24 protein-coding genes, 3 tRNA genes, 2 pseudogenes and 1 riboswitch are annotated in these 26,286 nt (G+C 59.6%); of the genes and pseudogenes, 21 read left to right on the top strand and 8 right to left on the bottom strand.

Features of this window, described 5'->3' with window-relative positions; genetic code table 11:
- Window positions 1-21 precede the first annotated feature (21 nt).
- Window positions 22-324, bottom strand: a complete 303-nt coding sequence (locus GGD53_RS01760; RefSeq protein WP_184453000.1) for a DUF982 domain-containing protein — start codon at window positions 322-324, stop codon at window positions 22-24.
- Window positions 325-714: 390 nt separating this feature from the next.
- Between GGD53_RS01760 and GGD53_RS01755 the strand changes: the two genes are divergently transcribed.
- The 7 genes from GGD53_RS01755 to GGD53_RS01725 all read left to right on the top strand — a co-directional run bounded on the left by GGD53_RS01755 (window position 715) and on the right by GGD53_RS01725 (window position 7,666).
- Entirely contained in the window at window positions 715-1,032 is a 318-nt protein-coding gene (locus GGD53_RS01755) for a hypothetical protein (protein ID WP_184452998.1), read from the top strand.
- 540 nt (window positions 1,033-1,572) lie between these two features.
- Window positions 1,573-1,767, top strand: a complete 195-nt coding sequence (locus tag GGD53_RS31560) for a hypothetical protein (protein WP_246717682.1) — start codon at window positions 1,573-1,575, stop codon at window positions 1,765-1,767.
- Between the two features lie 1,338 nt (window positions 1,768-3,105).
- Window positions 3,106-3,624 carry an AAA family ATPase gene (locus GGD53_RS01745; protein ID WP_184452994.1) on the top strand — a complete coding sequence of 173 codons (519 nt, stop codon included), beginning with the start codon at window positions 3,106-3,108 and terminating at the stop codon, window positions 3,622-3,624.
- 86 nt (window positions 3,625-3,710) lie between these two features.
- Window positions 3,711-4,088 carry a VOC family protein gene (locus tag GGD53_RS01740; RefSeq protein WP_184453495.1) on the top strand — a complete coding sequence of 126 codons (378 nt, stop codon included), beginning with the start codon at window positions 3,711-3,713 and terminating at the stop codon, window positions 4,086-4,088.
- A gap of 289 nt (window positions 4,089-4,377) precedes the next feature.
- Entirely contained in the window at window positions 4,378-4,689 is a 312-nt protein-coding gene (locus GGD53_RS01735; protein WP_184452992.1) for a DUF982 domain-containing protein, read from the top strand.
- A 265-nt stretch (window positions 4,690-4,954) separates the two neighbouring features.
- Complete coding sequence (locus GGD53_RS01730) at window positions 4,955-5,305, top strand: cupin domain-containing protein (RefSeq protein WP_184452990.1); 351 nt, start codon at window positions 4,955-4,957, stop codon at window positions 5,303-5,305.
- Between the two features lie 231 nt (window positions 5,306-5,536).
- Complete coding sequence (locus tag GGD53_RS01725) at window positions 5,537-7,666, top strand: bifunctional diguanylate cyclase/phosphodiesterase (protein ID WP_184452988.1); 2,130 nt, start codon at window positions 5,537-5,539, stop codon at window positions 7,664-7,666.
- 61 nt (window positions 7,667-7,727) lie between these two features.
- Here GGD53_RS01725 and GGD53_RS01720 read toward each other — a convergent pair whose 3' ends face one another.
- Window positions 7,728-8,972: a cytochrome P450 gene (locus GGD53_RS01720; RefSeq protein WP_184452986.1), complete on the bottom strand. Its 1,245-nt coding sequence runs from the start codon at window positions 8,970-8,972 to the stop codon at window positions 7,728-7,730.
- 146 nt (window positions 8,973-9,118) lie between these two features.
- Window positions 9,119-10,372 carry a diguanylate cyclase gene (locus tag GGD53_RS01715; protein ID WP_184452984.1) on the bottom strand — a complete coding sequence of 418 codons (1,254 nt, stop codon included), beginning with the start codon at window positions 10,370-10,372 and terminating at the stop codon, window positions 9,119-9,121.
- A gap of 396 nt (window positions 10,373-10,768) precedes the next feature.
- Between GGD53_RS01715 and clpP the strand changes: the two genes are divergently transcribed.
- The 6 genes and pseudogenes from clpP to GGD53_RS01685 form a co-directional block, all read left to right on the top strand.
- Complete coding sequence (gene clpP, locus GGD53_RS01710; RefSeq protein WP_038688182.1) at window positions 10,769-11,398, top strand: ATP-dependent Clp endopeptidase proteolytic subunit ClpP; 630 nt, start codon at window positions 10,769-10,771, stop codon at window positions 11,396-11,398.
- A gap of 302 nt (window positions 11,399-11,700) precedes the next feature.
- Window positions 11,701-12,978 carry an ATP-dependent Clp protease ATP-binding subunit ClpX gene (gene clpX, locus GGD53_RS01705; RefSeq protein ID WP_004680013.1) on the top strand — a complete coding sequence of 426 codons (1,278 nt, stop codon included), beginning with the start codon at window positions 11,701-11,703 and terminating at the stop codon, window positions 12,976-12,978.
- 403 nt (window positions 12,979-13,381) lie between these two features.
- Window positions 13,382-15,799 (top strand): endopeptidase La, encoded by a 2,418-nt coding sequence (gene lon / locus GGD53_RS01700; protein ID WP_085777766.1) that lies wholly within the window; start codon window positions 13,382-13,384, stop codon window positions 15,797-15,799.
- Window positions 15,800-16,005: 206 nt separating this feature from the next.
- Window positions 16,006-16,281, top strand: a complete 276-nt coding sequence (hupB, locus tag GGD53_RS01695) for a DNA-binding protein HupB (RefSeq protein ID WP_003558438.1) — start codon at window positions 16,006-16,008, stop codon at window positions 16,279-16,281.
- 117 nt (window positions 16,282-16,398) lie between these two features.
- Window positions 16,399-16,550, top strand: a riboswitch (FMN riboswitch).
- A gap of 80 nt (window positions 16,551-16,630) precedes the next feature.
- Entirely contained in the window at window positions 16,631-17,539 is a 909-nt protein-coding gene (locus GGD53_RS01690; protein WP_432443120.1) for a DMT family transporter, read from the top strand.
- 93 nt (window positions 17,540-17,632) lie between these two features.
- Window positions 17,633-18,167, top strand: a pseudogene (locus GGD53_RS01685) (esterase-like activity of phytase family protein); the annotation flags it as partial.
- Between the two features lie 299 nt (window positions 18,168-18,466).
- Here GGD53_RS01685 and GGD53_RS01680 read toward each other — a convergent pair.
- On the bottom strand, window positions 18,467-19,366 hold the full coding sequence (locus GGD53_RS01680; protein WP_184452980.1) for a LysR family transcriptional regulator: 900 nt from the start codon (window positions 19,364-19,366) through the stop codon (window positions 18,467-18,469).
- A gap of 104 nt (window positions 19,367-19,470) precedes the next feature.
- On the opposite strand from GGD53_RS01680, the gene GGD53_RS01675 reads away from it, so the two are divergent.
- Window positions 19,471-20,460, top strand: a complete 990-nt coding sequence (locus GGD53_RS01675; protein WP_184452978.1) for a zinc-dependent alcohol dehydrogenase family protein — start codon at window positions 19,471-19,473, stop codon at window positions 20,458-20,460.
- A gap of 71 nt (window positions 20,461-20,531) precedes the next feature.
- On the opposite strand, the gene GGD53_RS01670 is transcribed toward GGD53_RS01675, so the two are convergent.
- Window positions 20,532-21,518 (bottom strand): aldo/keto reductase, encoded by a 987-nt coding sequence (locus GGD53_RS01670; protein WP_184452975.1) that lies wholly within the window; start codon window positions 21,516-21,518, stop codon window positions 20,532-20,534.
- 145 nt (window positions 21,519-21,663) lie between these two features.
- On the opposite strand from GGD53_RS01670, the pseudogene GGD53_RS01665 reads away from it, so the two are divergent.
- A pseudogene (locus GGD53_RS01665) lies at window positions 21,664-22,065 on the top strand ((R)-mandelonitrile lyase).
- Window positions 22,066-22,070: 5 nt separating this feature from the next.
- On the opposite strand, the gene GGD53_RS01660 reads toward GGD53_RS01665, so the two are convergent.
- Window positions 22,071-22,676 carry a class I SAM-dependent methyltransferase gene (locus GGD53_RS01660; RefSeq protein WP_184452972.1) on the bottom strand — a complete coding sequence of 202 codons (606 nt, stop codon included), beginning with the start codon at window positions 22,674-22,676 and terminating at the stop codon, window positions 22,071-22,073.
- 162 nt (window positions 22,677-22,838) lie between these two features.
- Here GGD53_RS01660 and GGD53_RS01655 point away from each other — a divergent pair, with 162 nt between their 5' ends.
- Together GGD53_RS01655 and GGD53_RS01650 are read left to right on the top strand one after the other, a co-directional pair.
- Complete coding sequence (locus GGD53_RS01655) at window positions 22,839-23,192, top strand: hypothetical protein (RefSeq protein ID WP_184452970.1); 354 nt, start codon at window positions 22,839-22,841, stop codon at window positions 23,190-23,192.
- Between the two features lie 130 nt (window positions 23,193-23,322).
- Window positions 23,323-23,871: a glutathione peroxidase gene (locus GGD53_RS01650; RefSeq protein ID WP_184452968.1), complete on the top strand. Its 549-nt coding sequence runs from the start codon at window positions 23,323-23,325 to the stop codon at window positions 23,869-23,871.
- 24 nt (window positions 23,872-23,895) lie between these two features.
- Here GGD53_RS01650 and GGD53_RS32225 read toward each other — a convergent pair whose 3' ends face one another.
- Together GGD53_RS32225 and GGD53_RS01645 are read right to left on the bottom strand one after the other, a co-directional pair.
- On the bottom strand, window positions 23,896-24,108 hold the full coding sequence (locus GGD53_RS32225) for a hypothetical protein (protein ID WP_348647394.1): 213 nt from the start codon (window positions 24,106-24,108) through the stop codon (window positions 23,896-23,898).
- 284 nt (window positions 24,109-24,392) lie between these two features.
- Window positions 24,393-24,468 (bottom strand) — tRNA-Val (locus tag GGD53_RS01645).
- 413 nt (window positions 24,469-24,881) lie between these two features.
- Here GGD53_RS01645 and GGD53_RS01640 point away from each other — a divergent pair.
- The 4 genes from GGD53_RS01640 to GGD53_RS01625 all read left to right on the top strand — a co-directional run bounded on the left by GGD53_RS01640 (window position 24,882) and on the right by GGD53_RS01625 (window position 26,274).
- Window positions 24,882-24,958, top strand: a tRNA-Asp gene (locus GGD53_RS01640).
- A 51-nt stretch (window positions 24,959-25,009) separates the two neighbouring features.
- Window positions 25,010-25,086: transfer RNA gene (locus GGD53_RS01635), tRNA-Asp, on the top strand.
- Window positions 25,087-25,333: 247 nt separating this feature from the next.
- Window positions 25,334-25,699 (top strand): NADH-quinone oxidoreductase subunit A, encoded by a 366-nt coding sequence (locus tag GGD53_RS01630; protein ID WP_010055493.1) that lies wholly within the window; start codon window positions 25,334-25,336, stop codon window positions 25,697-25,699.
- Window positions 25,690-26,274, top strand: coding sequence for a NuoB/complex I 20 kDa subunit family protein (locus tag GGD53_RS01625; RefSeq protein WP_064801815.1), 585 nt, complete (start codon window positions 25,690-25,692; stop codon window positions 26,272-26,274). The genes GGD53_RS01630 and GGD53_RS01625 overlap by 10 nt, the downstream gene beginning before the upstream one ends.
- The last annotated feature ends 12 nt before the right edge of the window (window positions 26,275-26,286 follow it).

Below are 26,286 nucleotides of genomic sequence, written 5' to 3'. Positions count from 1 at the left end.
CTAGCATCATCGATGATCAGGTCAAAAGGAGCGACTCGCAACCACCCGCTCCTTTTGCTCGCTGTGAACGACGGTCAGAGCAGCGATGCCGGCTTCATCGGCCGCACGCAGGAACGCGTCCCAAAATTGCTCCGGAGCGATCTGACCGCTGATCGCATCGACGCAAGCCTTGACAGCAGTAACATATTCTTCGCCGTCATCGGAAGGCCAGTCCTTGAGCAGCATATATGCCGCGTCGCCGAGGGTGCGGACGATCCTGTGAGCTGGCTGGCCGCGAAGAGCCAGCCCGACGGGCGTGAATGCAGAGGTTGCGTCCCAGTCCATTGTCCTCAACCCGCTCAAGGCAGGGATTGTAATCCCGAAGTCTAATATACGCGTGTATTCCAAATTCGTAATTGACGATTGGTTACCCACCGTGACTTGGTGTGAAGGTATGCCGCTGGAAAGGAGTGGGCGCTCTAGGATGTCGGAGCGCCCCAAGCTGCATCGGCTATTGTTGCGATGATGGCCGATGGCAGACGCTCTGATGACGGGATTGGCCAGGTTTTGCAACGCAATCCTCATGCCTCGCCTTCGACTAGTTCCTGTCAGCCATTCTTCCTTCGGTGTAATTGCAACTTTACTATTTCTCCTGTGCCGACATTTGCGGCGTCGAAAGTTGTCCGCCTCTCTTGCCGACTACCGTTTAGCAGCTGTTAAAGGATTCGCCTTGGTATGCTGATGTTGTTCTTTATCCTTTTTGTTTTGCCGTACATCGTCGGTTTCGTCGCGCTCGCGTTCTGGCGACAGGGGTGGACGCTTATGACGGCAACTGTCGCAATGGTTGTTGTCTATTTGTTTTCCAGAGGAACAGGGGATGGCCCTGGCGCGTTTGCGGCGGATGCCTTTCCAGCTGTCCTCGGGGTTGGAATTGCAGCCGGGCTAATAACCAGCGTCATTGCCATGACGTCGAACTATCGAACTGGCTACATCGTGGCGACAATGTTCCCTCTCGGATATATCGCTGGTTATACCGTAATCAGGTACTTCTGAAGCCGTCAGGACTATCGCTACTGTCTGGAAGGGTTACCTGGCGGACCATCGCTCCTAGTATTCAGCGATTAACCCCCACGAGGCTTGGTGCTTGTGCACTATCGTTCGTACATGGCGTTCAAACAATACCTTCCAGCCAAATTACGGCCCCGTCGCCAAAGCTTCGGCCCCTGGCGGTCTTTCGACGATGCGGCCGGACGAACGTACATCATTTGTTACTTCGCACATGCGGTAATTGTCATACGATTCAAAACGCTAAATAATCACAAAAATCAGTTGCTTGCTCGAAGTTCTCGACTACGTTTTTTATAGAAGAGTTCCGAAATAACCGGCCCTCGCCAGCGATACTCAGCGGTGGTTTGACCTTGCTTGAGGGAGGATGATGACGTTGTTTGTCCGACTTCGTTTCTTCGCAATGGTGCAGCGAATGCGTGATCTCGTCTCGATCCGATACCGACCTACGACGGCATCTGACGCGTCGTAACCCTTTCTTCCACTTTTCTAAGATGGTGCTCCCGTGTGGCGCGCCTGAGGTTTGTTATGCAAAAGCAAGCTGTCGTATTCAATGGTCAGGAAGTCGGGATCGCGGTCCCTGTCGAAAACCGCCTCAAATTCATCGCTGTCCGCTTCAATGTCATCGACCTGGACAACAGGCTCTTCGACACGGTTATCGAAATCCGGCGCGCCATTACAGAGCATCTCGCCTCCAGCGGTCGTGCGATCAGCTCGCACTGAGTGGCATAAACTCTGATCACCATCCCGAAGCGGGACTTCGAACGCCTTCAAGTACGCTTTCCCGAACGACGAAGGCGGAAGCGTCGAGATCACATTGACCTCGGAAGGAGCAGACATCCTGCTCACCGTGGCTGACACCGTGGCAGGGTGCCCGCCGACCTTGGCGACGGGATCGGATCGAAACTCGCCAAGCTGATGGCGGCGCAGTTCAACGGCGAGGTGATAAGGCATCCCTCGGACGGACGGCAGGCTTTGTTCGATTGTGTCGAATATGGTTGTCGGGGCAGGGATTCGAACCCCGCGTCACAGCTCGAAAGCTGGAAGCAACCTCGGATACCCGAGGGATGGGGAGAGCGCCGCGCTCCAATTACGCTTACGCCCGACTGAAGCATAAACCTCCGAGCCTTGCGATTGTTCCTAATGGGATATTCTGCTGCGAAGATGATTGTAAGCTTCCTGCGCATATCGCCCCAGGCTATCGAACAACGCCAATATACAATTCAGCCTCCGATGCATAAAGAGCGACGGCGTCGTCAATACTAATGGTGCATAACGCCGTCGATACAGTTGATTTCTGATGTATGGGCGAATAGCCTCAGCTTATTCGTCAGGCGGGCCAGACGAATCAGAACATGAGGCAGACGAAACTGCCCGAAGAATCTCCAAGCGGCAACCAAGCCGCCCGCCATTCCCTACTAGGAACCGAGCTTACTTCGTTCACGGCGCGCTCATGGCGGTTTGGAGATGACAATGAAATTCGCCCTCGTAGAAGGAATCCGTCAAGAAGCGACGACCGGCACCCGTGGAACTTGTCCCGGATGCGGTTCACCGACGCTCGCCAAGTGCGGTCTCAAGCGCTTGCATCACCGGGCGCATGTCAGCAACCTCTGTTCGTCAGCGACAAGCAGATCGGCTTTCCTATCTGCACCTTCGTGAGGCTACGCTGGTTGATCCATTGTTGGCGGAAGGAAATTGGAGCTCGGGTTCCCAAGGCGGCCGGCGCAACCTCCTGACCCCGGCACCAGCTTCGCTCCAGCGGACAAGCGCATGATATTCTTGGTCGCAATGTAGGCTTTTCTCTGGTTGCAAAACTGAACATAGGTATGCTGCGAAAGCCCTCGAGCTGAGCAATAGTATGCTGCGAAGGTGTTGAACGTATGCTGCGAACGCGCATGAAAAATCCAACAATTTCAATCGTGGCACATACAAACGTTTGCTGCGAAGGACACTGATTGTCGTTCGCGGCAGACGTTGTAATTTCGCAGACGACCATTGTCGAAATACAACCAGCGGCCACCTTGCGGATGCCTTCCGCTGGCCGCCATTGCGGGAACAGTCATGCCACTCGTCATTCTCACCGGTGCATCGGGAGCCGGGAAAACTACCATTGCCGAAGCTATCGCCCGCCGGCATGGGCAAGAGATCGACGTCTTTTACAAGGACAGCATCGGCGTTCCGCCTGTGCAAGAGATGGTTGATCAATTCGGCTCCGTCGAAGGATGGCAGAGAGCGGCCACTTTCGCATGGATGTCGCGACTGTCGCCGCTCCTGGCAGAAGGGCGTAGCATCCTATTCGAGGGGCAGTCGCGTTTTTCCTTTCTGGCCGAAGCCGCCGAAGGTGCCGGGATCGGTGCGCATTCCTGTATTCTGATCGATTGCGACGACGACACCCGAGCCAGGCGCCTTTCGGTTGATCGAGGCCAACCTGAGTTGGCAAATCCGGATATGATGAACTGGGCCGCCTTCCTACGCCATGAAGCAGCGGCATACAGATGCGAAATTCTCGACACATCGAACCTGACGCTGGAACAGGGAGTTGAACGAGTCCTTCGCGAATTGCGGCGGCAGCGTGTTTGATCCGGGCCAGGCAGTTGAAGTTTGGCCAGTGCGGCGTTCGTCCGCTTCTTCTGGTAAGCATAGAATTCATGCAGAGGGAGGTCCAGTTGCACCTGCCTTTGGAGTTGTTTGTCCAAACGCCTCGGACATCGATTGATTTCTACCAGCGAGTCCTGGGCTTTGAAGTCGAGGGCTCGACGAGCACGGAATATACGATGTTGAGAAACGGCGACGCCGTCATCGCGATCAATTCGCGAAGCGTCCTTTCGAGCGATCATCCATTACGCGGCGCAATCGGCGACAGGGTCGGCCTCGGCGTCGAGATCGTCCTGAAGGTCGCTGATGTCGAGGATGCCCATCGCAAGGCGGACGAGAGCGGCTGGCCAATTTCCGCTCTCGCGATGCAGCCCTGGGGACTGCGCGACTTTCGTCTTGTCGATCCTGACGGCTATTATGTCAGAGTGACCAGCACCCATAGGAACTGACTGGTTCGTCATGGCGGCTATGGGCTTCGTGCCAAACTCTGAGCGGCTGCGCCTCCGTGGCCACCAGTTGCAAATCGGTCGTATCGGTTGCTGCCCTCGTGATCGGCGCGACCCATATCGCCCGCGTCTCAGGGCGTTCGGACAGGAGGTCCTTGAGTCCCTTTCTTTAGCCTCCGCTACTTCACGTTGAAGCAGTTTTATCGCTCAGTTTTCAATTCCAAATTTCAGAAAACAAGCGTATGTTGCACGGTTAGGATTGCAGTAACCATGCCTTGAGGGGTCGGGGACGATGTGCTGGGATACATCATCGGCATTCACGCCGGTCGCGCTTGCTTTGCGCGGTCCGGCAACACGCAAGATCGTCCGGACGCTCGGCGATGCGGCGCATCTCCTGATCAATGATTGGCCTTCTGATGACGGCGAGGAATACGTCGCTGCCGTAAAAGCCTGTGTCGATGCAATTACCGGGAAAATTAGCCCGGAACGATTCCGTGAGGCGCTTCTGCTTGCAGCCGATGAAGCGGGTATCGCTGCTCTGACAGTCGTCCCCGTCGGAGTGACAGAGCGGCGACCGGACCTGCGCTCGGCCGTGCCAAGATAGCCCCCATTTCAAGCGGCTCCTTATCAGCCTGGCATTGCGTCAGATGCGGCCGCGGCCAAGGCAGGCAAAACTCTCACAAACTGAAAGCACTGCCGTCAATTCTAACCGCCATCTTCACAAATGTCGCTCAAGGTGATGGGAGAAGGGGCTCCTGGAGTTCCCAAGCGCGGTCAATGCCCTGTGTGACGAGAGACAAATTGAAAAATTTCAAACAATCGCGCGCAGACCCTTGCCGCTTACGACACTGATAGCGGAGAAGTCCACGATGGCCGTAACGAATTTCATCACCTTCAACATCGATGGCGTCGAACCCGAGTTCGGCGCCCCGGAGCCCGCTCGGATCATCTCCGGTGATCCGCAATTTCGCACCTGGAATCTGGAGGAGGGAGACGGCGGCCTCTATTCCGGCATCTGGGAGGCGACAGCCGGCAAGTGGCGGATCGTTTACGAGGAGTGGGAATATTTCAGCCTGCTGTCAGGCCATTCGATCGTCACGGAGGACGGCGGTGAGCCGGTGCATTTGAAGGCGGGCGACCGGATGATCTTGAGGCCGGGCTTCAAGGGAACCTGGGAAGTCATTGAAACGACTCGCAAGGACTATGTAATCAAGGTCTGAACAGCGGCTGCGAGCCGGCTTTGGCGATGGCGGTCTGTCCCGGTTTGCGGCGATTATTGTGCGTTTCCCCCGAAATACCGCATCTCTTTCGCGGATAGACGGCATTTGATCTTTCCCATTAAGGAGACCTACATCGTCAAGTGCTAGACCTTATCTGCAGCGCATTGCGGACATGATGTCTCCTGCCGTCACCACAGACATGGTCTCACAGTTCATCTTTTCGGGATTGGCATGTCGTCGAATCTTGCGGGTAGGCACGTTCGAACCCAAACGTCTTCCATCATTGCGACAACCGTTTTCTTCCTCGTCGTCGCGCTCGTCTTGACCGGCCTCATGGCGCATGTCGTCGCCACGATGACGCGGTCGGCGAACGAAATCGACGATGCCAGGGCCATTCGCGCCTCCCGCGCGGCGATCGCAGCCTTTGTCAGCCGCCTGAGCGCGACGACGACGGATAACGCCGTATGGGATGATGCCTATAAGGCGATCGCATCTCCCGGCGCCGCGGATTGGGCTTATGAGAACTGGGGTAAAACCAGCGAGGATTATCCGCTCTATGACGGCGCCATCGTGACCGGTCCCGACCGCTCGTCGATCGTCTCCGCCTATGCCAAAGGCAAGCCCTTCCAGCCGAGCGCCTTTTTCGGCGAAGCCTTCTACCGGCAGATCAATACGGCCACCGATTTCGGACAGGCGCCGGTGATCAATTTCATTAAGACGGAAACGGGCATCGCCCTCATCGCGTCACAGCCGATCCAGCCTTATCGAGCGGAAGGCGAGCTTCCGACGAAGCTCAGCGTGCTGAGCTTCTACAAGCAATTCAACTCGGACGTTCTCAGCACGCTTTCGAACGAACACGAACTCGAGGGCTTGCGCCTTGCCGCCGCGCCCGAGCCGGGTCTGCTGAACACACCGATCACGGATATGAAGGGTGGCGTGATCGGCCATCTCGTCTGGCCAAGCAAAGCGCCGGGAAGCGCCGTGTTCCGACAGGTCTACCCTTTCGTTGCAGCCGCCATCATCATCCTCGTGCTGTTCCTGGCCGGCGTTCTGCTAGTGGGCGCAGCCGAAGCGCGGCGTCTTCGTCAACTGGCGCAAGCAGCGATTTTCGAAGCGAACCACGACAGTCTGAGCGGCCTCCTGAACAGGCATGGGCTTCTCACCCTGCTGGAGGACCTGGAAGGCTCGGACCTTTTGCCGCCTCGGCTCTACCTGGTCGATCTCGATGGTTTCAAGGCGGTCAATGACGCCTGGGGGCATGCGGTCGGGGATGATCTGATCCGGATCGTCTCGAACGCGCTGATCGCCTGCCACCCCGAAGTCGTTGCCGTGGCTCGGTTGGGGGGCGACGAGTTCGCTCTGGTGCAGGTCGGAACGGCCGCGCGTCAGGAGATAGAAGAGACGATTCTGGCGCTGTTTGCCGAACCTTTCAAAATCGATGGACGAACGATCGAGGTCGGTGCGAGCATCGGCGCTGCTGCGCGTGACGCAGACATCGAGGCTCTGGAGCTTTTACGCAGGGCTGATATGGCGCTCTACCGCGCCAAGGAAAATGGCAGAGGCCGGGCGATCGAATACGACCCCGAGCTGGATCGGGAGCGCCAAAGGGTCGCCGAACTGGAAACTCTGTTGAAAAACGCCATCGGCAATGGTGCGATCGAAGCCGTTTTCCAACCTCTCGTTTCTGCGACGACGGGCGTTGTCACCGGTCTTGAAGCGCTGGCCCGCTGGCGGACTGCGACAGGAAATATCAGTCCGGAGATTTTCATTCCGCTTGCCGAAAGATGCGGCCTCATTGATGCGCTCGGCGGTCACATGCTGAAAACATCGATCGAGCACGCCAAGAATTGGCCTGGTCTGGCGTTGTCCGTCAACGTTTCGCCGGTCCAGCTTTGCAATCCGGAATTTGCCGCCGAAGTCATATCCCTCCTGCAGGAACTCGATTTCGATCCGAGGCGCCTGACATTGGAAATCACCGAAGGCGTCCTCATGACCAATCCGGATCAGGCGCGTCGATCGATAGATCACCTCAAGCAGGTCGGTATCAAATTCGCGCTCGACGACTTCGGCTGCGGCTATGCAAGCATCGGTGCATTGCGGCAGTTCGGCTTCGATCGGATGAAGATCGACCGCTCACTGGTCTCCGCTCTCGACCAGGCCTCGAATGGCGCCGATGTTCTCAAGGCGACTATCTCTTTGGCAACCGCTCTGCAAATTCCCGTTACCGCCGAAGGCATCGAGAATATCCGCCAGGCAGCGGTCTTGCGCGAGGCCGGCTGTGACCAGCTGCAAGGCTATTTGATCGGAAAACCCATGTCGGCGCTTGATATAACCAGCCTGCTTCACGAACAGGCAGCGTAATGCCGCGAGATCGCGCCGGCACACTGCGCAGAGCTTCCGCTGATCTGCCGTCCTGAGCGGATCACCACCGGAGATCCAGCCGGTCGAGCCCGTGGAAATGATAGACGTCCTTTACGACGGGCGTCTTCGCCAGCCTGAGGCCGGCAAGCCGTTCGAACAGGATCGGCAGCATGACGTTGAGCTCCAGCCGCGCCAGCGGTGCGCCGATGCAGAAATGGATGCCGGCGCCGAAGGAGAGGTTCGGCGCCTCGTTGCGGTCGGGGCGGAAGGCGAGGGGATCGGTGAATTTCGCCGGGTCGAGATTGGCGGCGGCGAGGATGAGGCTTACCTTGTCGCCGCGCTTGAAGGAAACGCCGTCGATCTCCGCGGGCTCGAGCGCCCAGCGCTGGAAGATGTGGACGGGCGCGCAGATGCGCAGGGTTTCCTCGACGGTGCGCTCCGTCGCCGCTTCGTCCCGGAAGAGTTCTGCCGGATCGCAGCCGCTGTCGAGGATGGTGTGCACGGAGTTGCCGATCTGGTGCACGGTCGCTTCATGGCCGGCATTCAGCAGCACGATCGTCGTTGAAATGAGCTCTTCTTCGGTGAGGTATTGGCCCTTGTGCTCTGTGTGGATCATGTGGGTCAACAGGTCATCGCGCGGCTCGGCCCGGCGTTCTGCGATTATCCCCCTGACATAATCGGAAAATTCTCTGGCCGCCCGTTCGGCCTCTTCTTCTTGCCGGCGGGTGCGGCCGAACATGTACATGCGGACATAGGCATGCGACCAGGCGAGCAGCTGCGGCCCCATCTCTTCGGGGATGCCGATCATCCGGGCGATCATCGTCACCGGGATGATGTCGGCAAAGGCCGAGAGCAGCTCGACCTCGCCCTTGTCCGCGAAGCCGTCGATCAGCCGGTTGGCAAGCTCGGCGAGCTCCGGCTTCATCTTTTCGACATGGCGGGAGACGAAGGCGCGGTTGACGAGCGTGCGCAGCCGCGTGTGCTCCGGCGGTTCGAGCTCGAGCAGGGAATAACGTTCCGAGAGATCGAAACTTTCAAGATGCGCCATCGGCTCCGCAAGGCCGAGCTCCTCGCGGCTGGCGATGTGCAGGATCTGCCGGCCGAAGCGGCGGTCGCGCAGCAACCCGTTCACATGGTCGTAACCGGTGAAGAACCACTGTTTCTGCTCGGTCCAGTAGAAGGTCGGACAATGGGCGTGAAGCGTGGCGTAGACGGCATTCGGGTTGCCGTAGAAGGCCGGCTTGCGGGCGTCCAGCGAGACGTGGCGGAGGGCGGGGTCGATCGAGAGAAACGGCGGTATCGTCATGAACCGAAGGCTTAGCGGATTTGCCGGCCCTCGAAAAGATGTGGGTGAGGAGTGTTCGGCCGGAACCAGGCGCGCCCGATCGGACGCGCCAATGGCTTTAAGATCCGTGTCAAACCTAGGGATTGATTCTGCTTTTTGACTTACGGCTAGCCGGCCCGTGACAGCGCGCCCATGCGCCGCAGCGCCTCGACCTGGTCGTCGACCGTCGGCACGAGCTCGCCAGCGGTGGTGCTCGGCGTGGCCGGCGCCGGGGCCGCCGCTTCCTCTTCGCCGAAGGTGACCGTGCAATTGCGGCCGGCGGCCTTGGCCGCATAGAGCGCCCGGTCGGCGGCTGAGATCAGCTTGTCGATATTGGCTTCGATCGAGGAGGCGAGTGCGATACCGATGCTGACCGTGACCGGAACGATCGCTTCGCCGGTGCTGACGGGAAGGCGGCAGAATTCGGTGCGGATCGCTTCGGCGATCGCCTCGGCTTCCGTCTGGTCGGCGACGGCCGCGAAGGCGGCGAATTCTTCGCCGCCCATGCGGCCGAAGATGTTGTTTGGAATATATTGCCGGGCCATGCGTGCGAAAGCGGTAAGCACGGCGTCGCCGGACTGATGGCCGAAGCGGTCGTTGACGCGCTTGAAATGGTCGAGGTCGAAAAGGATCACTGCGACCTGCCGCTGCTCGCCATGGGCTCTCTCCTGGATGGACTCGAAATAGCCGAGCAGGCCACGGCGGTTGAGCACGCCGGTCAGGGAATCGGTCAGCGTCATTACGCGCAGATGCCGTTCGGAGCGCTCCATCACCAGTCGGCAGGTGAGCGCGAAGGCGATGGTGAGCAGGAAGGCGCTTGCCATGGCCGAGACGCCGCCGAGATTGGTCGCCTCGATATCGCTTGGCAGCGTCACCGCCATCGTCAGCGCCGAGCCGAAACACAGGCCGCCCTGGATGACGAACACGCCCATCAGCTTGATGCGGGTGCGCTCGCGGCGCATGTCGCCGGCGGCGACCGCCATGGCCAATGCCGTGGCGCCCGTCGCCGAAGCGAGATTATAGAGCACGACGCGGTTGGAATAATCGGTGTTGACCCAGGGCAGAAAGACCCCGGCCAGCCAGATTGCCGGTGGCAGCAGAGCCCACCATTCGATCTTCTTGCGGTCGAGTGCGAGAAAGCCTGCCACCCAGGCGCTCTGGCCGAGCAGCGCGATGGCATTGCCCACCTCGATGGAAAGCAGACTGGGGATTTCGCTGCGCAACGAGATCGTCGCAAAGCCGATGGCGGTCAGAAAGAAGCCGAGGCCCCAATAAAGATAGGCTTCGTTTCTGACATTGTGGCGCCAGGCGACGAAAAGCACCAAAGCGAGCGTCATGGCCTCCGAACACCAGATGGCGAGACCTGTAGCGATATTGAACACGGCAGCAACCCCTTGCCCGTCGACCTTGTCTGTTGGCCCGCATCCTTGCGGAGGAAGCTCGCCAGTTCCTTAATGTCGTTGCACTGCGGCATGATTTTCGGCCGGTATCTAGCGATAGGCTTTCCGTTGGGTAAACGTGCGTGAGCGCTGCCGAATGGAGTAACCTTTCCTTCATCCTGTCGTGGAGAAAAGCGGGGGGAGACGCCATCGAGGGCTCGCGGCCAACAGGCGTTTGCGAGAAAGAGGCTGCCGGCGTCGAATCCTCGCCGTCTTGCCCCGCCTTCTTAACGTTATCCCAAGGCGTGTCTTGAAGAGGAGGGCAGGGACACTCTATGTAGGGATAAGACATTTTCTTTGATTCCCGGCCTGCCGGCATGACGTTGACAAAGGACGCACATGAGAAACCCAGTTGATACCGCAATGGCCCTGGTGCCGATGGTCGTGGAACAGACCAACCGCGGTGAACGCTCCTACGACATCTATTCCCGTCTGTTGAAGGAACGCATCATCTTCCTGACCGGCGCCGTCGAGGATCATATGGCGACGCTCGTCTGCGCCCAGCTTCTCTTCCTCGAGGCGGAAAACCCGAAGAAGGAAATCGCTCTCTACATCAATTCGCCGGGTGGCGTCGTCACCGCCGGCATGGCGATCTACGACACGATGCAGTTCATCAAACCTGCTGTGTCGACGCTCTGCATCGGCCAGGCCGCGTCCATGGGTTCGCTGCTGTTGGCGGCCGGCCATAAGGACATGCGCTTCGCCACCCCGAATTCCCGCATCATGGTTCATCAGCCCTCGGGCGGCTTCCAGGGCCAGGCCTCGGACATCGAGCGCCACGCCCGCGATATCCTCAAGATGAAGCGCCGGCTGAACGAGGTCTATGTCAAGCACACCGGCCGCAGCTACGAGGAAGTTGAAAAGACGCTCGATCGTGACCATTTCATGGATGCGGACGAGGCCCAGGGTTGGGGCGTGATCGACAAGGTTCTGACGTCACGCCTCGAGATGGAAGGCGAGCAGGCCTAGTAATTAATTGGGATGGTGTTTTCCTCGCCACAGTTCTATCTCATTTGTGATCGAACAAGGCTTTCAACTGGCGACGAAGACGCTAATAGTAACTATTAATGCTATGTTGAATTTTTATGACATAGCATTCGGCATTCGAAGGGGAATTCGTTGCCGCCGGAACCCGGACATGGTTGATTGGGACCGGTTCGTAGCCCCTGAAGCCCTTCTCGGCAAAGGCTCCGGAAACGGAGTGCCGCCAGGAGCTGATAGAGTGGACCGCGATTTCGCCTTGAAATGCGGCGTGCTGGAAGGAAAGTGATATGAGCAAGGTCAGCGGCAGCAACGGCGGCGACTCCAAGAACACCCTCTATTGTTCGTTCTGCGGAAAGAGCCAGCACGAAGTCCGGAAACTGATTGCCGGACCGACCGTCTTCATCTGCGATGAATGCGTCGAATTGTGCATGGACATCATCCGCGAGGAGAACAAGTCCTCGATGGTCAAGTCCCGCGACGGCGTTCCGACGCCCCAGGACATCATTAAGGTCCTCGATGAATACGTCATCGGCCAGCGGCAGGCAAAGAAGATCCTGTCGGTCGCCGTTCACAACCATTACAAGCGCCTGGCGCACGCCTCCAAGAACGGCGAAGTCGAACTGGCGAAGTCGAACATCATGCTCGTCGGCCCCACAGGCTGTGGCAAGACCTATCTGGCCCAGACGCTCGCCCGCATCATCGACGTTCCCTTCACCATGGCGGATGCGACGACGCTGACCGAAGCCGGTTATGTCGGCGAGGACGTCGAAAACATCATCCTGAAGCTCCTGCAGGCCGCCGACTACAACGTCGAGCGCGCGCAGCGCGGCATCGTCTACATCGATGAAGTCGACAAGATTTCGCGCAAGTCTGACAATCCGTCGATCACCCGCGACGTCTCGGGCGAGGGCGTGCAGCAGGCGCTCTTGAAGATCATGGAAGGCACGGTTGCATCCGTTCCGCCGCAGGGTGGCCGCAAGCACCCGCAGCAGGAATTCCTGCAGGTCGACACGACGAACATCCTGTTCATCTGTGGCGGCGCCTTCGCCGGTCTCGACAAGATTATCTCCGCCCGCGGCGAGAAGACCTCGATCGGCTTCGGTGCGACCGTCAAGGCCCAGGACGACCGCCGCGTCGGCGAAGTCCTGCGCGAACTGGAGCCGGAAGATCTGGTCAAGTTCGGCCTCATTCCCGAGTTCATCGGCCGTCTGCCGGTTCTGGCGACGCTCGAGGACCTCGATGAGGACGCGCTGATTCAGATCCTGTCCGAGCCGAAGAACGCGCTGATCAAGCAGTATCAGCGGCTGTTCGAGATGGAAGATGTGGAACTGACTTTCCACGAAGATGCGCTGCGCGAAATCGCCCGCAAGGCGATCGTGCGCAAGACCGGCGCCCGCGGCCTTCGTTCGATCATGGAAAAGATCCTGCTCGACACGATGTTCGAACTGCCGACGCTGGAAGGCGTGCGCGAGGTCGTCATCTCGGAGGAAGTGGTGCGCGGCTCGGCTCGTCCGCTCTACATCTATGCCGATCGTCAGGAAGAAAAAGCCAACGCTTCCGCGTAATCTTATGGTTTTCACACCATTATTTTAAGGGGCTTGCCATGGGCGAGCCCCTTTCTATTTGAAAAACCATGCGAGGCGCTGTTAGTATTTTGGTGGTGGGAACTGGAGCTTGCCTTTGCCGATGTTGCGCAAGGGGCGGTGCTTGGCAATGATGCAGTGATTCCGTGAGTGTATTGCTGGCGTTGTATTTAGCCGGGTCGGAAGTGGTAAGCGCCGGTCCAGCCACGCGTTTCATAGTGCTGGTGTTCCGTTGTAACGAAGCTGTCATATCCGGGGAACGCGGGCGTTAGCGTGGCTTGAAAAGCGTAGTCAGAACCTCCACTTGTAGGCCAAGTGAGAGTGCCGGCCGATCCCAAGCGGCCGTGCAGAGAGCCCGGCAACGGGACGATGGAAAGGATAAAAAATGACGAAGAAAACGTCTGTAGCGAGCAGCACTGCCTACCCTGTTCTGCCTTTGCGTGACATCGTGGTTTTCCCGCATATGATCGTGCCGCTGTTTGTCGGACGGGAAAAGTCGATCCGTGCGCTCGAAGAGGTCATGGGCTCGGACAAGCAGATCATGCTGGTGACGCAGATCAACGCCAGCGACGATGATCCGGACCCTTCGGCGATCCATAATGTCGGCACCGTGGCAAACGTGCTGCAGCTGCTGAAGCTTCCTGACGGCACCGTCAAGGTTCTGGTCGAAGGCCGCGCCCGCGCCGAGATCGACACCTATACGAGCCGTGAGGATTTCTATGAGGCGCTCGGCCATGTGCTCGAGGAGCCGCATGACGATCCGGTCGAACTGGAAGCCTTGTCGCGCTCGGTCGTTTCCGAATTCGAAAGCTATGTGAAGCTCAACAAGAAAATTTCGCCCGAAGTGGTCGGCGCCGCCAGCCAGATCGACGACTATTCCAAGCTCGCCGATACGGTCGCCTCGCATCTGTCGATCAAGATCACCGAGAAGCAGGAGATGCTGGAGACGACCAGCGTCAAGCAGCGTCTCGAAAAGGCCCTCGGCTTCATGGAAGGCGAGATTTCGGTCCTGCAGGTCGAAAAGCGCATCCGCTCGCGCGTCAAGCGCCAGATGGAGAAGACCCAGCGCGAATACTATCTCAATGAGCAGATGAAGGCGATCCAGAAGGAGCTCGGCGACGGCGAGGAAGGCCGCGACGAGATGAGCGAACTGGAAGAGCGCATCTCCAAGACCAAGCTGTCCAAGGAGGCCCGTGAAAAGGCCGAGGCGGAGCTGAAGAAGCTGCGCCAGATGAGCCCGATGTCGGCCGAAGCCACCGTCGTGCGCAATTATCTGGATTGGCTGCTCGGTATCCCGTGGGGCAAGAAGTCGAAGATCAAGGCCGACCTCAACAATGCCGAGAAGATCCTCGAGGCCGATCACTTCGGTCTCGACAAGGTCAAGGAGCGCATTGTCGAATATCTCGCCGTGCAGGCCCGCGCCACCAAGATCAAGGGCCCGATTCTCTGCCTCGTCGGCCCTCCGGGCGTCGGCAAGACCTCGCTCGCCCAGTCGATCGCCAAGGCGACCGGCCGCGAGTATGTCCGCATGGCGCTCGGCGGCGTTCGCGACGAAGCCGAAATCCGCGGTCACCGCCGCACCTATATCGGCTCGATGCCCGGCAAGGTCATCCAGTCGATGAAGAAGGCGAAGAAGTCCAACCCGCTCTTCCTGCTCGACGAAATCGACAAGATGGGCATGGATTTCCGCGGCGATCCGTCTTCGGCCCTGCTCGAAGTGCTCGATCCGGCGCAGAACTCGACCTTCATGGACCACTATCTGGAAGTCGAATACGACCTGTCGGATGTGATGTTCATCACGACGGCGAATACGCTGAACATTCCTGCGCCTTTGATGGACCGCATGGAAATCATCCGTATCGCCGGCTACACCGAGGACGAGAAGCGTGAGATCGCCAAGCGGCACCTGCTGCCGAAAGCTATCAAGGAACATGCGTTGCAGCCGGAAGAATTCTCGGTCAGCGACGACGCCCTGATGGCGATCAGCCAGCAGTACACCCGCGAGGCCGGTGTCCGCAGCTTCGAACGCGAATTGATGAAGCTCGCCCGCAAGGCGGTCACCGAGATCATCAAGGGCAAGACGAAGTCCGTTCACGTGACGGCCGCCAACATCGCCGACTATCTCGGCGTCCCGCGCTTCCGCCATGGCGAAGCCGAGGGCGAGGATCAGGTCGGCGTCGTGACCGGTCTTGCCTGGACGGAAGTCGGCGGCGAACTACTGACCATCGAAGGCGTGATGATGCCGGGCAAGGGCCGCATGACGGTTACGGGCAATCTGAAGGACGTCATGAAGGAATCGATCTCGGCGGCGGCCTCTTATGTCCGCTCGCGCGCTGTCGATTTCGGCATCGAACCGCCGATGTTCGAAAAGAACGACATCCACGTGCACGTGCCGGAAGGGGCGACGCCGAAGGATGGCCCGTCGGCCGGTGTCGCCATGGCAACCGCCATCGTTTCGATCATGACTGGCATCCCGGTGAACAAGCATGTGGCCATGACCGGTGAAATCACCCTTCGCGGCCGGGTGCTGCCGATCGGCGGTCTCAAGGAAAAGCTGCTGGCAGCGCTTCGCGGCGGCATCAAGAAGGTGCTGATTCCGGAGGAAAACGCCAAGGATCTGGCGGAGATTCCGGACAACGTGAAGAACAGCATGGAGATCATCCCGGTGTCCCGCATGGGCGAGGTGATCAAGCATGCGCTGATCCGGCGGCCGGAGCCGATCGAGTGGGATGGCACGGTGGAAACGCCTGTCATCACGTCGGTCGAAGGCCTTGATGATACGGGCGCAACCATCGCGCATTGAGTGGCATTTGCCACATTTGTGCCCCAATGGCGCAAAAGACGCGAAAAGGCTGGCGGAAACGCCAGCCTTTTTTGTGAAAACGTCATGGAGACGCTTGCTTTTCCTTGATTTGCAGGGCTTTTGGGTTCCCGGCGGGCCTGATGAAACCTAATCTGCGCCTAGCTTAGATTTGAGTCGTTTCATACCATTTAGAAAGGGGTGGAAACATGAACAAGAATGAACTCGTGTCCGCAGTCGCCGAAAAGGCAGGACTGACGAAGTCTGACGCGGCTTCCGCTGTTGACGCGGTTTTTGACGTTGTCCAGGCCGAACTCAAGAACAAGGGCGACATCCGCCTCGCTGGTTTCGGCAGCTTCACCGTTTCTCATCGCGCTGCAACGAAGGGCCGTAACCCGTCGACCGGCGCTGAAGTCGATATCCCGGCTCGCAACGTGCCGAAGTTCACGCCCGGCAAGGGCCTGAAGGACGCCGTCAACGGCTGATTTGATCTTCCGCCGGCCGTAAACGAGAACGGCTGAGCAGGATTTCGAGGGGTTCGGCACTGCCGGACCCCTTTTGTTTTGCCGCTTGCCGCAGGCAGCGCTTTGTTTTACGAACGATTCTGTTCTCAGGGCGGGGTGAAAGTCCCCACCGGCGGTAAGGGCTGCGGCCCGAGCCCGCGAGCGCCTTCCGAAGCTTTGGCCGGGGAGGGGTCAGCAGATCCGGTGTGATTCCGGAGCCGACGGTATAGTCCGGATGAAAGAGAATGAGCATGACCGCAAGCTGGCAGGGGACTGCCCGCCTCCGCGTATCGTCGCTCATGCGTCCTGATTTGTGTTGGTCCCTATTCGGATGGAAGACATGAATCAGAATTCCCTTGCAGTCTCGCGATCTCGCACCATTGCCGGCGCCGTTTTCATGGTGCTTGGAGGCGTCGCCTTCTCGCTGCTCAACGTCGTCACCCAATGGCTGACCATGAAGCTCGCCTTTCCGCCAGCCTCCGCAGCCTTTTGGCAATATGCCTTCGCCTTCCTCTTCTCCATGCCCTTCCTGCGCAAATCCGGCCTTGCGGCCATGCGGACGGACTATCCGTTGCGGCACGTCGTGCGCGTCGTCTTTGCCGCGCTCGGTGTCGAGGCCTGGGTTTCCGGTCTTGCCTCAGTGCCGATCTGGCAGGCGATCGCGCTGGTCATGACCTCACCCTTCTTCATCATTCTCGGCGCCCGCCTGTTCCTCGGTGAGCGCGTCGGCCCGGCCCGCTGGGCAGCGACCGGTGTCGGCTTTGCCGGCGCGATGATCATCCTCCAGCCATGGTCGGACAGCTTCACTTGGGCAGCGCTCCTGCCGATACTCTCGGCGCTGCTCTGGGGTGCCTCGTCGCTCATCACCAAGAGCCTGACCGGTATCGAGAGGCCGGAGACCATCACCGTCTGGCTGTTGGTGCTGCTGACGCCGATCAACGGCGGTCTGGCGCTTGCCGCGGGCTTCGCAGTGCCGACAGGCACGACACTCGCGCTCTTCCTCCTGGCGGGCCTCCTGACGGTGGTGGCGCAATATCTACTGACCCTTGCCTATGCCAGCGCCGACGCCGCCTATGTCCAGCCCTTCGATGATCTGAAGCTGCCGCTCAACGTTCTCGCCGGTTGGCTGTTCTTCGGTTATGCGCCCGCCGGCTATCTGTGGTTGGGCGCTGCACTCATTCTTTCCGCATCGCTCTTCATCATGAGGAATGAGATGCGGCGGGAAAGGCAGGCAGCCTGACGCCGACCCTCTGAAATCTTGCCGGCTGTCATGTCTCTGTCATGGCAGTCCCGCAAAACCCCTCTGTTCGATCTTTCGACATTGGGGGTCTCCATGACAATTTCATCCCGCAAGGCAGCGCTTGCTGCCGTGCTTCTCGCATCTGTTGCCTTTCCCGCTGCGGCCGAGCCGGTCTTCAACCGCATCGCCTCCTTCCCGGGTCGCCCAGAACCTGCCTGGTGACAAGGACAAGCTGTCGGTGACATCTGCAGAAATCATCACCGCGACCGACGACGGCAACACCCTGATCTATAGCGACAGCCCGCTCGGTGCGATCGGCTTCATCGACATCACCAGCGCCAAGGCCCCGAAAGCCGCCGGCGCGCTGATGATGGATGGCGAGCCGACATCGGTCACCTCGAGCGCCGGCAAGGCGCTGGTTGCCGTCAATACCTCCGAAAGCAAGGCCAAGCCCTCCGGCCGCCTCGCAATCGTCGACGTGGCGACGACGAAGATCGAGAACACCTGCGATCTCGGCGGCCAGCCGGATTCCACCGCCCTCAACAAGGAAAAGACGTTTGGTGCCATCGCGACCGAAAACGAGCGCGATGAAAACGTCAATGATGGGAAGATCCCGCAGATGCCGGCCAAGCTCGGGGGCGAACTGCCGGTTGCGAAGAAGACCGAAGCGCACGATTTCCTCGGCGAACTGAAGACGGCGACCAACGGCTATGTGCTCGACAAGCTCGAAGGCTTCGCCTTCGACGCATCGGGCAAGCCTTACGCTGTCACCGATAATGACGGTATGAGCGACTCGTCCGGGGAAACCCTGTTCTTCCCGGTCAACTTGACCGCCACGAACGGAGTTCGCGTTCCCATCATACTTAAAGGCCGGGTTTTGCTCCCGGCCTTTTTCTTTGGCCGATTCGCCCCTGAACGGCCGATGGCCTACGTCATGAATTTGGGCAAGACAGCCGCCAATGCGTCGACCGCAAGACGAGTCCTGAGCGGCAGGTGCGATGTCTGTAGCCACAGCGCATGACAATCATACGGGAATTCCGGCTCGTCCGGCAGCACCACCACCAGCATCCCTGCCTGCACACGGTCCCGGATAAGCCAGGAGGGCAGCCAAGCGAGCCCCATGCCTGCCGTTGCCGCATCGGCAATGGCATCGAGATCATCGAGCCTCAAACGGCTCTTGGGCCTGATTTCAATCGGTGGCTCTTCGCCGCGTGGAAAAAGCCACGGACGGAACCGGGCGGAGCGGGCATAGACGATAGCATCGTGCCCGCCGAGATCCTTGAGCTGCTCAGGTCTGCCGTGGTCATCGAGATAGGTCGGCGAGGCGCAGACCACCATGCGCTGGCGCGCGACACGGCGTGCAATGACGCCCGATCTATCCTCCAACTCGCCGGTGCGGATCGCGAGATCGTAGCCGCCCTCCGCGAGGTCGACGACAGGATCGCTGAGCGATAGATCAAGTTCGAGGTTCGGATGCCGCTGAGCGAGTTCGATTAGGATCGGGACCACGCAGCGCCGACCGAAATGAACGGGCATGGTGACGCGCAGCCTTCCGCAGGGTTCGGAAAGATGATCGACTGCAAGCGCATCCGCAGCCTCGGTCTCCGCAAGGATCATCCGGCAGCGCTCGTAATAGGCGCGTCCGAAATCCGTCAGGCTCTGGCGCCGCGTCGTCCGGTTGATGAGGCTCACACCCAGGCGCTCCTCGAGAAAGCGGATATGCTTGCCGACCATCGGTCCGGACAGGCCAAGGGCCGCGGCGGCCGCTGCGAATGAGCCCAGATCGACGGCCTTCACGAAGACGGCCATGCTGGTGAGACGATCCATATTGCAAACTCTTGGTTTCTTCTGTCTTACCTGCGGGCCAATTTATCTTCTGGAGGCGGCTTGGCATAGATCATTCGGTTCAATCATTTTGGAGTTGATATCGAATGCCACGCGTAATCCGCTTTCATGAGCTTGGCGGTCCCGAGGTTCTCCGCATCGAGAATGTAGTGATTCCCGCGCCCCAGCCGGGGTTGGTTCAGATCCGTGTCAAGGCGCTGGGCATCAATCGCGCTGAAGCTTTGTTGCGGTCAGGCGCCTATATCGAAACTGCGCCGCTGCCCTCGGGCCTCGGCCTCGAAGCGGCCGGTATCGTCGAGGCGGTGGGCGAGGGGGTGGATGGTTTTATGCCGGGCGACCGCGTTAGCATCATCCCGCCCATCTCTATGGTCCAGTGGCCGGCTTATGGGGAACTCATAACTTTTCCCGCCGAATTTGTCGTCAGGCATCCGCCGACGCTGTCCTGGGAGGCGGCCGCTGCCGTCTGGATGCCGTTTTTGACGGCCTACGGCGCACTCATCGACACTGCCGGGTTGAGCAAAGGTGATTTCGTCGCCGTTACCGCTGCCTCGAGCAGCGTGGGACTTGCTGCGATCCAGATTGCCAACAAGGTCGGTGCGACGCCGATCGCGATTACCAGGACCTCCGTAAAGCGTAAGGCATTGCACGATGCCGGTGCTGCGCATGTCCTCGCTTCACAGGAGGAAGATCTGGAAACGAAGCTGAAGGCCGTCGCCGGCCGGGATGGCGTGCGGGTCGTCTTCGATGCCGTCGCCGGCCCCATCTTCGAACCGCTGAGCGCGGCAATGTCATCGGGCGGCATTCTCATCGAATATGGCGGATTGAATCAGGAGCCGACGCCGTTTCCGCTTTCTGCGGTGCTCGGCAAAGGCCTGACGCTACGCGGTTATCTCGTCCATGAGATCCTCCGCGATCCGGCGCGGCTGCAGGCTGCAAAGACCTTTATTTTCGAAGGGCTCGCGTCCGGCGCGCTGGAGCCTGTCATATCAAGGACATTCCCTTTCGAGCAGATCGTCGAGGCGCACCGCTTCTTGGAATCGAACGAGCAGTTCGGCAAGATTGTCGTGACGGTCTGATCCGGTCCTTCTTGGGATGATGTCTCAGGCCCGGCCAGGCGGCCAGCCGGGCTTGAACGGTCCATCAGGGCTTACCAGCGCTGATGCACATGCGGCGCGATCAGCCGCTCGTAGATTTCACGCGTCGTCGCCATGACATCCGCTGAAAGCGGCGCAAGGTCGGCGGCAGCCGCGTTGGCTCTCGCCTGTTCGGCATTGCGGGCGCCGGGGATGACGACGGTGACCGCATCGCTCATCAGGATCCAGCGCAGCGCCAAGGCGGCCATGGTGGCGCCGGCCGGCACCAGCTTGCGTACTTCCTCGACCGCCTGCAGCCCGACCTCGAAGGGTACGCCCGCAAAGGTCTCGCCGACATCGAAAGCTTCGCCGTGGCGGTTGAAATTGCGGTGGTCGTCGCTGGCAAACTGCGTCTCGCGGCTGATCTTGCCGGAGAGAAGGCCGCTTGCGAGCGGCACGCGGGCGATGATCGCCACGTTCCTGCGGCGCGCCTCGGCGAAGAACAGATGGTCGGGGCGTTGGCGGAAGATGTTGTAGATGATCTGGATGCTGACGACGCCGGGATATTCGATCGCCTTCAGGCCGTCCTCGACCTTTTCGACGCTGACGCCATAACCCTTGATCTTGCCGGCTTTCTGCAGCGTGTCGAGGCTCTCGAAGACCTCGGGCTGGTAAAGCACCTCGCGCGGCGGGCAGTGCAACTGCACGAGGTCGAGACTGTCGACCGCAAGATTCTCCAGGCTGCGGTCGATGAAGCCTTCGAGATTGGCCTTGGTATAACCTTCCGCGACATGCGGGTTGAGGCGGCGGCCTGCCTTGGTCGCGACCATCGGGCGCTCGTCGCCGCGCGTCTTCAAGACATCGGCAATGATCTTTTCCGAGCGGCCGTCGCCGTAAACATCCGCCGTGTCGATGAACGTCATACCGGCATCGAGCGCGGCATTCAGCGCCGCCCGCCCGTCTGCCTCGCTGATATCGCCCCAGGAGCCGCCGATCTGCCAGGCGCCGAAGCCGACATTGGTGACGGTGAAAGGCATGCGGCCAAAAGCATGGTGTTTCATGAACATCTCCCCAGGTTATGAAAGTGGCACTGGCCTATCAGGCGGGCAACTGTGCGGCAATTGCCGATCCGGTCTTGATCGCTCGCCTCAATCAAATATCGTCCAGAGACAAGGCTTCAACGCTATTGGATGGAAAGGAACGATCATGGAGATCAAACCCGTCGGCTCCAGCCCCTCGACGAAACCGCCGGCCGACTATTTTACCGGCGCCGTTCGCCAGGATCCGCTGATCGAGCCGCCGGCGCCGGCCCGGGTGAGGGCAACCTCCGTCACCTTCGAACCGGGCGCCCGCACGGCTTGGCACACGCATCCGCTCGGCTAGACGCTGGTCGTCACCTCGGGCAAGGGCCTCGCCCAGAGCTGGGGCGGGGACATCCGCGAGATCCGCACCGGCGACACCGTCTGGTTTGCGCCGGGCGAAAAACACTGGCACGGCGCCGGCCCGGACACGGCGATGACGCATATTGCCATTCACGAGGCATTGGACGGCAGTCATGTCGACTGGATGGAAAAGGTCAGCGACGATCAATATTCCGGCAAGGCGTGAGCTGATCAGAGGCGCTTCAGGCAGTAGGAAAAATGCGCGTGTGATTCGACCGTCAGGAATTCGAATTGCCAGCCATAATCCTTGCAGAATTTCGTAACCGCCTCGACGACACCGTAGACGATCGGTTTGACCGTGTTGCCTGTGCAGAAATCGTGGCCGGCAATGCGTCCTGTCCGCTTCACCTTCTTCTCGCAGAGCAGGAGCTCCTGCCAGGTGAGCTCGAAAGAATGGTCGGTGTCGATATAGGCCCAGTCGAGGAAGTCGTCCTCGAATTCGGCGAGCTTGTCGAGCGATGTGCCTTGCATCAGGTGCAGCCGGCCGGCCTCGATCTCGGCGGCGAAATTCGTGTGAATCGCGTCGATCCCGGAGCTGTAGCGATCCATCGACCACGGATCGATGAGATAAAGCTGCGCCGGGCGATTCTTTTCCAGGATCTCCGCCGTATATTCGCCGAAGGCTGCACCCACTTCGACGCCGATGCCGCCATTTGGGATCCGGTAGAGCAGTTCGCCGCGATCAGGCAGCAGGCGGGCATGTTCCATATGATGGGCGCTGAGCGGGGTGCGCGGCATGCTTGCCCGCAGCGCCTGCCTTTCTTCACGTGTCTTCATCTCTGATCTCGGGATTGGGGCGGCTGACGGCCCTGATGCGGTATGACGGGAACGTAGGAGCAGCCGAGGCGGATGACAACCGCATGACAGGAATTTGCTTCTTTCGAACAAATCGCTAAGTTTCACCTGTGGACTGACGAGAGCCCCGGGAGGAGCGATTTCATGAGACGCATGTGGCCTGAAGAATTCAACGCCATCATCAACGGAGCCGAGGAGGTGACGTTGGAAGCACCCGCCGAGGCCGGCGAAGCGCCGCTGCACCGTAAGGCGCTGAAGGCCCGCATCACCATGGGAGATTACGAGCGGATCTGGCCGCTCGCCGAGATGCGCTTCCGGCTTGGCGAAAAAGATGGCAAGGCCATCACCCTGATCACCACCAATCCTCATTACCACCCCTGGCACCCGAAGGACGGCGGCAGCGTGGAATCCGTGTCGGACAGCGGCCGCCACTACAAGACGGATTATCTCGTCGTGCACTTCCTGCTGGACGACGTGAAGGAAACATCCCCCGCCTGATAGGCGAAGGCCGGTGCCGCCGCAACGCGGTCCCGGCCTCTTCTAACGCCGAATTGATTCTGACGCGGATGACAACGACGGCGATATCGCTAAGTTCGGCGAAAATGTTCCCATCAAACTGGAGGTTCCCGTGACGGGCAATGTGCTGGATATCCCGGTCAAGACTGTGGATGGTCGTGACATCACGCTGAACGAATACAAGGGCAGGGTGCTTCTGATCGTCAATGTCGCCTCGAAATGCGGGCTGACCCCGCAATATGAGGGGCTTGAAAGACTCTATGGCGAAAAGCGCGAGCGCGGCTTCGTCATCGCCGCTTTCCCCGCCAATGACTTCAAGGGCCAGGAGCCCGGCACCGACGCCGAGATTCTCGATTTCTGCACCACCACTTACGACGTCACCTTCCCGATCTTCTCGAAGATTTCGGTCAAGGGCGAGGCCCAGCACCCGCTCTACCGGCAGTTGACCAAATCGGGCGTGAAGACGACGGGCGAGGGTCCGATGCGCGAACGCCTGAATGCCCACGGCATATCAGGCGGCGACGAGGACGACATTCTCTGGAATTTCGAAAAATTCCTGATCGGCCGCGACGGCAAAATCGCCGCCCGCTTCGCGCCCGATGTGACGGCAGATGATTCGCGGCTGGTTTCCGCGGTGGATCAAGAACTGGCGAAGGGATGATTTGCTAGGAGCCCAGCAGGATCTTCAGATCCCGAGCACGGTCACAAGCGGGGGCGTAAAGTCCTTGAAACCCAGTCTCGGCTGGTCGCACCTTCTGTCAAACTTTGTCTTCGGTACCTGGCGCTGGCAATTCGGATTCGTTTTGAACGCGTATCCGGGCAGGCTGACATATGTGGCGCTTGGCGCGCCAAGGGCGATCGCGATGCACAGCGTCAATGCGGAGCATAGAGTTCTCATGGCACCCCCCGGCACCGTAAGCCTTCAACTGCGGAGACTTCCGGGCGACGAATAATCTCACTTTTGCCCGCCCCCATCCATTCGCCCAATAGGAGGTGGCGTGGCGGCCGGGGGTAGTCCGATTTGGTGGAGCACTGGCTTTCAGGGGGCGGCGCATCTGGAGCTGTCGGGCGCCTCGATTGGATCGGCTGCGCAACTGGAATTGCAAATATGGTGACGAAGCAATGCCGGCGTTCGTCTGCGAAGCCTCGGCGTTATTCAGCTGCTTGGCACTTTGGAAAAAATGGTGGGCGATGAGAGACTCGAACTCCCGACATCCTCGGTGTAAACGAGGCGCTCTACCAACTGAGCTAATCGCCCATCGCTGGCGAAGCCGTATCGGCCTGCTGCGTTGGTGGCCGTGATCTATGCGGATCGCGGCAAAACCGCAAGAGTGTTTGTGAAGAATTTTTGATTTTTTTGGCGGTCGTCTGCTGGTCTGTGCTGCCGATCGCGCTCGGTCGGCCTGTGGATAAAGGGGAGGGCAGGCAGCGGACTTATCCGTTTTGCCTGCGCCGTCGGCTCCGATCGTGCCTCAGTGCCGCTGCGGAGGTTGGAATTGCCGGCTTTCCGTTCTTCCTGCAGCGGCTCTGCCGAAACAATTCAGCGACTGTCATGGTTTTGTCTCCAAACCTGCTTGACACTAAAAGGCGAACCCCGTAGTTAGCCGCTCATCGAAACGGCCAGCCGTTTTGGTGAGGGTGCGAAGGCATCCGGATTGCTTGAAATGAAGTGCGGGTGTAGCTCAGTCGGTTAGAGTGCCGGCCTGTCACGCCGGAGGTCGCGGGTTCGAGCCCCGTCACTCGCGCCATTTCAAAGCAGGCGTTCAAGCGCTGCCGTCCGGCTCTTCCGTCCATCATGCGCGGGTGTAGCTCAGTCGGTTAGAGTGCCGGCCTGTCACGCCGGAGGTCGCGGGTTCGAGCCCCGTCACTCGCGCCATTCTCTTCCGAAAGCCATGCAGTTTCCAAGGGTCAGGCATGCAGCTTGAATCGACTTCTGCGGATTTGTCGCGACATCGTTGCATCTGCTTGATAATGTCCGCGCGCGACGCGTCGAATTGCCTCTGTAAAAGTCTTGCGCCGGGGCGTCGCCTGCGCTAACCACGGCTTGTTGCAACGCACGTTCGCTTGTCGGGCAATTGCCCAAATGCGCCGCCTGGCGCCTCCGGCAAGCAAGGATGAACATGATGACTGAACTGCTCAGTTCCTATATTCCGATCGCTATCTTCATCGCCATCGCGCTCGTTATCGGCCTGGCGCTGCTCATTGCGCCGTTCGCCGTGGCTTTCAAAGCGCCCGATTCGGAAAAGCTCTCCGCTTACGAATGCGGCTTCAATGCCTTCGACGACGCCCGCATGAAGTTCGACATCCGCTTCTATCTCGTGTCGATCCTCTTCATCATCTTCGACCTCGAGGTCGCCTTCCTCTTCCCCTGGGCCGTTTCCTTCGGCGCCATCGGCTGGTTCGGCTTCTGGTCCATGATGGTCTTCCTCCTCGTGCTGACCATCGGCTTTATCTATGAATGGAAGAAGGGAGCCCTGGAATGGGAGTGACCCCTGTGAGCAATCAGCCGCTCGTCGCGCCGCAACCGAAGGGGATCATCGATCCGTCGACCGGCAAGCCGATCGGCAGCAACGACGCGTTTTTCGGCGAGATCAATAACGAGCTCGCCGACAAGGGTTTCCTCGTCACCTCGACGGACGAACTGATCAACTGGGCTCGCACCGGCTCCCTGATGTGGATGACCTTCGGTCTTGCCTGCTGCGCCGTCGAAATGATGCAGCTCTCCATGCCGCGTTACGACGTCGAGCGCTTTGGTTTTGCGCCGCGCGCTTCGCCGCGCCAGTCCGACGTGATGATCGTCGCCGGCACGCTGACTAACAAGATGGCGCCAGCTCTGCGCAAGGTCTACGACCAGATGCCCGAGCCGCGTTATGTCATCTCGATGGGCTCCTGCGCCAATGGCGGCGGCTACTATCACTATTCCTATTCCGTGGTGCGCGGCTGCGACCGCGTCGTGCCGATCGACATCTATGTGCCGGGCTGTCCCCCCACGGCGGAGGCACTGCTCTACGGCGTGCTTCTGCTGCAGAAGAAGATCCGGCGCACCGGCACGATCGAACGCTAAGGGTTAAGGACA

The sequence above is a fragment of the Rhizobium aethiopicum genome, from assembly GCF_014197535.1.
Classification (GTDB): domain Bacteria; phylum Pseudomonadota; class Alphaproteobacteria; order Rhizobiales; family Rhizobiaceae; genus Rhizobium; species Rhizobium aethiopicum_A.
Note: the sequence above shows the minus strand (reverse complement) of the source record. Positions and strands in the feature narration are given on the sequence as shown.